The following is a 6,438-nucleotide window of genomic DNA, read 5'->3' as shown; positions in this document are numbered from 1 at the left end:
TAATCTTATCCATAAGAAGGCCTCTTTCATTTATGTATTTGCCCTGCAAAGCATACATTTATGATAAAGTGCCTTCTTTCTTTTTTCCAGTAAAATTATTGGCTCTCGAGAACTATTTTACACATACCTCGAAAAGCATTTAATCAATTAATTACTTCTGTATGGAAACAACGTACCATATGCTCGATCATAGTCTCTCCAAGATCCGTAAATGTCGCTACCCCTCGTCTATGAAGGGCAGTTTTGAACCCTTCCGCATCAGCTCCTGCCACAGTTAGAAAATCGCAAATATCTGTTGTTACACCTACTACATGGATTTTACCTACTCCTGAGGTTCTCAATGTATCCGCTAGACCAGTTTGGAAAAAAGCATTATAGTTGGTTTTTGGTTGATAGAGAAGATTTTCATGGCCTTGATGTTTCTGAAACCAATCGTTTAATTCTCCGTATAAGAGCTGCCCATTCGTTCCTACAACATTATGAGGCGGCCATAATTCAAAATGTGGGTCATCTGGTTGATGGGCATCCATTGCAACGACAACTGTATGACCACCTGCTAAAAATTCAGTGGCTAGTTCCTGGATATAGGGGCTGATTTCCTGTGCAGGTCTCCCCACTGTTAAAGTTCCATTATCAGCAACAAAATCATTACTCATGTCAACGATTAATAAAGCTTCTTTTGGCATGTAAATCCCTCCTAAAATTTTGACAATGATTTGAATTAAAGAATAAAAAAGCTCACATTTGTGTTCATTCATTTTACTAAATTGAAAGCCTGATTACAATTTATCTAATGCTTATTCACTTCCATTTCAAGTACAAAAAAACCAAGCCCGTAATACAGCTTGGTTTAAATGACTCTCTAGTTTGTTGGTTCGTCTTCTTTAAGGTACACAATATTATTTTCTTTAATCGCTTTTGGCTCGCCATCAGCAACTTGATCCAAGATAAAGGAACCATTGCTGTATCGATCACTGACTACATAATTTTCAGGTTTCATCTCGATCAATTTGTCTTTCGTCGTGACAATCGAATACAGTTCATTGTCTTCTCCTGTTACTTTTGTCAACAACGCAATCCGATGTGGGTTTTTTTTCAGTTCTCTAAAGACCATTAATCCACGTTTCGCTCTTCCTAGAACAGAAAAGTCTGCCAGATCCATTTTCTTAACGGCTCCTCTTTGAGAAATGACCATAACGTCCGTCTTCGGCGCCTCTACGTCCATCAATACGCCGTCAACAACATAATCTGTCTCTTTCAAATTGATTGAACGTACACCAGTAGCTTTTGCTCCTATGACAGGAACTTCACTCAGCGAATAACGCAATCCAAAACCAAGATGGGTTACCAAAAAGACGTCATGCATCAATGCATTTTCGGTTATTTCAACATTGACCACACGATCGGTCTCTGTTTTCAACTTCATTGCTTTAGTCGATTTCGTCTTATAACTTCTCCATGGTTTAAACACATTCGCTTCTACTTGTTTGATATACCCTTCTTTTGACATCAACGTAAAAGTTGGTCCAGCAACAAAATCATTGAAGCCAAAAACTTTCAAGACCTTTTCATCCGGCTCTAAACTAATGTATTGAGATAGATGGTCTCCCATTTCTTTCCATTTTAAATCGCTTAGTTCATGTACGGACCGGTAAATGACATTACCTTTGGTCGTGAAAATCAAGAGGTGTTCCAATGTAGTCAATTTGTCTATAAAGATCGGGTAGTCTCCTTCTTTCATTCCCACATCTTCCGCAGGTGAAGCTGTATAAGAACGCAGGCTGGTTCGTTTGATATATCCTTCATTAGTGACGACCACTACAACGTCTTCTTCTGGAATCAACACTTCTTTATTGATTTTCAATTCTTCAATTTTATCTTCCAGTTGAGTCAAGCGCGGTGTAGCATATTTCTTTTTGATCTCTCTCAATTCTGCCTTGATCACACGTTTCATTTCGGCAGGGCTGTTTAAGATTTTTTGGTAGCTTTCAATAGCTTGATGCAGTTCTTTGGCTTCTTTTTCTAGCGCCGTAACGTCTGTATTGGACAAGCGGTACAACTGTAAGGAGACAATAGCTTCCGCTTGGATCTCCGTAAACCCGAATTGAGCCATGATGTTTTCTTTAGCATTCTTTTTATCGGTACTCTTACGAATCGTCGCGATCAATTGATCCATGATAGAAACAGCTTTGATCAATCCAGTCACAATGTGTTGTCGATGTTCTGCTTTACGCAATGTGTAATGCGTCCGTTTAGTGATGACTTCTTCTTTATGTTCCAAATAAGCTCCCAACATGCGAGCAATGCCCACCTGCATAGGACGTTTATTGTCGATAGCCACCATATTGAAGTTGTAATTGACTTGCAAGTCGGTATTTTTCAATAAATACGTTAAAATACCTTCCGCATTGGCTTCTTTTCTCAACTCAACAACGATACGAAGTCCTTCTCTATCTGTTTCATCCCGTACTTCGGCTATGCCTTCAATCCGTTTGTTCAGACGAATCTCGTCCATTTTACGGACCAAGTTAGCCTTGTTCACTTCATAAGGGATTTCCGAAATGGTAATTTGCTGTTTACCACCACGCAGTTCCTCGATCTCCGTTTTTGAACGGACGATTATTTTACCTTTACCGGTTTCATAGGCTTTACGAATGCCGTCGATTCCTTGGATAATGCCTCCTGTAGGAAAATCAGGGGCTTTGATGTAATCCATCAATTTTTCGGTGGTGGCATTTGGATGATCCTCATAATAGATAGTGGCATCAATGACTTCGCTAAGGTTATGCGGCGGGATATCCGTTGCATAACCTGCAGAAATACCTGTCGCCCCATTGACCAATAAATTAGGGTAACGAGCAGGCAGTACAGTCGGTTCCTCTGTAGTATCGTCAAAGTTCAGCATAAACTCTACGGTGTCTTTATCAATGTCCCGTAATAATTCATCCGAAATAGAAGACAAGCGTGCTTCCGTATACCGCATAGCCGCTGGAGGGTCTCCGTCCATACTACCGTTATTCCCGTGCATCTCGATCAGCACTTGACGTTGCTTCCAATCTTGACTCAAACGTACCATCGCTTCGTATACACTGGAGTCCCCATGAGGGTGGTAATTCCCGATAACGTTACCCACTGTTTTAGCAGATTTCCGAAAACCTTTTTCAGAAGTATTTCCTTCCACATTCATGGAAAAAAGAATCCGTCTTTGGACGGGTTTTAAGCCGTCACGGATATCCGGCAAGGCACGTTCTTGAATAATGTATTTGGAATACCGTCCAAAGCGATCTCCCATGACTTCTTCTAATGTAAGCTCTTGAACCTCGTTTTTATTCTCCATCTAGCGCACTTCCTTCGTTCTCTGATTCATTGTCGTTCATGATTTGTGAATTTTCCAAAATACTTCCGCCTTCTTCAAGAGAAAATTCTACATGGGATTCGATCCATTTTCTTCTTGGTTCCACTTTATTGCCCATTAATACGGAAACCCGTTTTTCAGCTTGAGCCACGTCATCAATGCGCACCCGAATCAAGGTTCTGGTTTCTGGGTTCATTGTGGTGTCCCATAGTTGGTCCGCATTCATTTCCCCTAACCCTTTGTACCGTTGCAAGACATAATTTTTCCCAAAGTCTTTCGTTACGTCGACCAATTCATCATCTGTCCAAGCATAAGCGACTTTTTCTTTTTTGCCGAACCCTTTGGATAACTTATACAATGGAGGCAATGCCAAGTAAACTTTTCCAGCTTCGATTAATGGTTTCATGTAACGGTAGAAGAACGTCAACAGCAATACTTGGATGTGCGCTCCATCCGTATCCGCATCGGTCATGATAATGACTTTATCGTAATTGCAGTCCTCAATATCAAATTCTGGACCTACTCCAGCACCAATCGTATAGATCATCGTGTTGATCTCTTCATTTTTCAGAATATCTTGAATGCTGGCTCTTTCAGTGTTGACGACTTTTCCGCGCAAGGGCAGAATAGCTTGGAATTTACGATCTCGACCTTGTTTCGCTGAACCGCCAGCCGAATCTCCCTCCACCAAATACAATTCGTTTTTCTTCGCATTTTTACCTTGTGCCGGTGTCAATTTACCAGAAAGCAAGCCGTCATTCTTTTTGCGTTTTTTCCCTGTTCTGGAATCGTCACGCGCTTTACGAGCAGCATCACGCGCTTCTCTAGCTCTGATCGCTTTACGAACGAGCTGTTGGCTTAATTCGCCGTTCTCTGTGAGGTAATAGTTCATTTGGTCACTGATGACTGAATCGATTGCTGAACGGGCTTGAGGGGTTCCTAATTTGCTTTTAGTCTGCCCTTCGAACTGCAACAGGTCTTCAGGGATCCGAACCGAGATAACAGCAGCTAATCCTTCACGAACATCACTGCCTTCAAGATTTTTGTCTTTTTCTTTCAACAGATTCACTTTACGGGCGTATTCATTAAAGGTTTTGGTCAAAGAAGTTTTCATTCCAGCTTCATGAGTACCGCCGTCTTTTGTCCGTACGTTGTTAACGAATGATAAGATGTTTTCTGAGTAGCCATCGTTGTACTGGAAAGAAAACTCGACTTCGATACCATTGCTGTCCCCAGCAAAATACGCTACAGGTGTTAATGTATCTTTGTCTTCATTTAAATAATCCACAAACTCTTTGATGCCTTCTTCATAATGGAAAACATCTGATTGATCATTGCGTTCGTCGATCAATTCAATGCGGACATTTTTCAGTAGAAAGGCCGATTCTCTTAAGCGCTCAGACAAAACATCGTAAGAAAAAGTCGTCGTAGAAAAAATAGACGGATCCGGTTTGAAGTGGACAGTCGTCCCATTTTTCTCTCGAGTAGCCTTTTTTATCATATTTCCTTTAGCTTTACCGCCATTGATAAATTCTTGCGTGTATTGTGAACCATCACGATACACCGTTACGGAAAGTCTTTCTGAAAGTGCATTGACCACACTGGCCCCTACACCGTGTAAACCACCAGATGTTTTATAGCCGCCTTGACCAAATTTTCCACCTGCATGTAAAACGGTAAAAATAACTTGGATCGTTGGAATCCCCGAAGAGTGCATTCCTATAGGCATGCCACGACCATTGTCTCTTACCGTCACACTATCGTCTTTGTGCAAAGTCACTTTGATTTCATTCCCAAAACCTGAAAGGACCTCATCCACTGAATTATCTACGATCTCATAAACTAAGTGATGCAATCCTCTGGTGTCCGTAGACCCGATGTACATACCTGGTCTTTTGCGGACGGCTTCCAATCCTTCTAATACCTGGATGGAAGAGTCATTATATTCATATTTGTCTTTTGCCATATCTTTCAAAACTCCCTACACCATACAAATTCTTTTCTTACATGTATTGCTTTGATTATTTTTTTGAATGAACTTTACATCATGTATCAAGTCATTTTAACATACTTATACCGTTTACAGAGCATTTAAAAAGAACATTCAAATCATACCTATTTTATGAATCTTAGTCAACTAGTCGAGGAACAGACTCTTTTCTATTTCCGTCAACCAAACTAAACCGAATAGGTGTTCGGTTTATTATACCAAAAATTTCTCTAAAATGGCAGTTTTCCTTCAAATCAGCTTTTTCGAAACCACTTTCTTTCCCGAAAACAATCCTTTTTCTCTTTTATCCTGTGTAGTATTTTAAAAGAATAAATGGTAAAATGAGTCGTACGCAGCAAATCAAGTTGGTAAGGAGAGAAATTGATCGATGATAACAATACTCATGTTTGTTCTATCGTACCTTTTAGGATCGATTCCCTCAGGCGTATGGATCGGGAAAAAGTTTTACAATACAGATATCCGTGAATATGGAAGCGGCAACACAGGGACTACCAATACCTTTCGAGTGCTTGGAGTAAAGGCAGGAATAACCGTTTTAGCAGCAGATGTTCTTAAAGGGACATTAGGCGCTAGTCTGCCTTATTTTTTTCATTCTGATTTAAACCCTATGGTAGTGGGGCTTGCAGCTATTTTGGGACACACTTATCCTTTATTTGCCCAGTTTAAAGGCGGTAAAGCAGTTGCGACCAGTGCAGGGGTATTGCTGGCCTATAATCCACCATTCTTTATCTATTGTATTGCATTGTTTGGTATATTATTGTACTTTACACGCATGGTGAGCTTAAGCAGTATGACGGCCTTAGTTCTCATTACTTTTTCCACTTTGTTCATACACGACTGGGTGTTAACAATCATTGCCTTTATCCTGACAATATTTATTACATATCGTCACCGAGATAATATCACCCGTATCAAGAATGGGACTGAAAGCAAAGTTCCATTTGGGTTTCGTTATAAAAATGAAAACTGATCTGTCTTGTTCTTATAAAAACCAGCGAAGCAGGCAGCTTCTCTTTTGTTTTCAAAGTCAAAGACGCAAAAAAGGCTGTCTCAAAATTGAGACAGCCTTTTT

The 6,438-nt window shown here is 40.3% G+C and carries 4 protein-coding genes; 1 reads left to right on the top strand and 3 read right to left on the bottom strand.

What is annotated here, in order from left to right; genetic code table 11:
• Positions 1–143 precede the first annotated feature (143 nt).
• From ACEN4L_RS10985 to parE, 3 genes are all read right to left on the bottom strand, one after another.
• Complete coding sequence (locus ACEN4L_RS10985; RefSeq protein WP_407097301.1) at positions 144–686, bottom strand: cysteine hydrolase family protein; 543 nt, start codon at positions 684–686, stop codon at positions 144–146.
• Between the two features lie 176 nt (positions 687–862).
• Positions 863–3,337 carry a DNA topoisomerase IV subunit A gene (parC, locus tag ACEN4L_RS10980; protein WP_407097302.1) on the bottom strand — a complete coding sequence of 825 codons (2,475 nt, stop codon included), beginning with the start codon at positions 3,335–3,337 and terminating at the stop codon, positions 863–865.
• On the bottom strand, positions 3,327–5,321 hold the full coding sequence (parE, locus tag ACEN4L_RS10975; RefSeq protein ID WP_407097303.1) for a DNA topoisomerase IV subunit B: 1,995 nt from the start codon (positions 5,319–5,321) through the stop codon (positions 3,327–3,329). Before parE ends, parC begins: the two co-directional genes overlap by 11 nt.
• 412 nt (positions 5,322–5,733) lie before the next feature.
• On the opposite strand from parE, the gene plsY reads away from it, so the two are divergent.
• Positions 5,734–6,336 carry a glycerol-3-phosphate 1-O-acyltransferase PlsY gene (plsY, locus tag ACEN4L_RS10970; protein WP_407097304.1) on the top strand — a complete coding sequence of 201 codons (603 nt, stop codon included), beginning with the start codon at positions 5,734–5,736 and terminating at the stop codon, positions 6,334–6,336.
• Positions 6,337–6,438 lie beyond the last annotated feature (102 nt).

The sequence above is a fragment of the Desemzia sp. FAM 23988 genome (assembly GCF_045528365.1).
In the GTDB taxonomy this organism is placed as follows: domain Bacteria; phylum Bacillota; class Bacilli; order Lactobacillales; family Carnobacteriaceae; genus Desemzia.
This window is presented reverse-complemented; position numbering and strand designations above follow the sequence as displayed.